1 rRNA gene is annotated in these 282 nt (G+C 53.5%); it reads right to left on the bottom strand.

Going from position 1 to position 282, the window contains the following annotated elements:
• Positions 1-282: ribosomal RNA gene (locus JIG37_RS22925) — 16S ribosomal RNA — on the bottom strand; the annotation flags it as partial.

The raw sequence follows: 282 nt of genomic DNA, 5'->3' as shown, positions 1-282 counted from the left end.
GGCTTTCACATCTCGCTTAACAAACCGCCTGCGTACGCTTTACGCCCAGTAATTCCGATTAACGCTCGCACCCTCCGTATTACCGCGGCTGCTGGCACGGAGTTAGCCGGTGCTTCTTCTGTAAGTAACGTCACAGCTAAGTGCTATTAACACTTAACCTTTCCTCCTTACTGAAAGTGCTTTACAACCCGAAGGCCTTCTTCACACACGCGGCATGGCTGCATCAGGCTTGCGCCCATTGTGCAATATTCCCCACTGCTGCCTCCCGTAGGAGTCTGGGCC

The sequence above is a fragment of the Pseudoalteromonas sp. bablab_jr010 genome (assembly GCF_016464105.1).
GTDB lineage: Bacteria > Pseudomonadota > Gammaproteobacteria > Enterobacterales > Alteromonadaceae > Pseudoalteromonas > Pseudoalteromonas simplex.
This window is presented reverse-complemented; position numbering and strand designations above follow the sequence as displayed.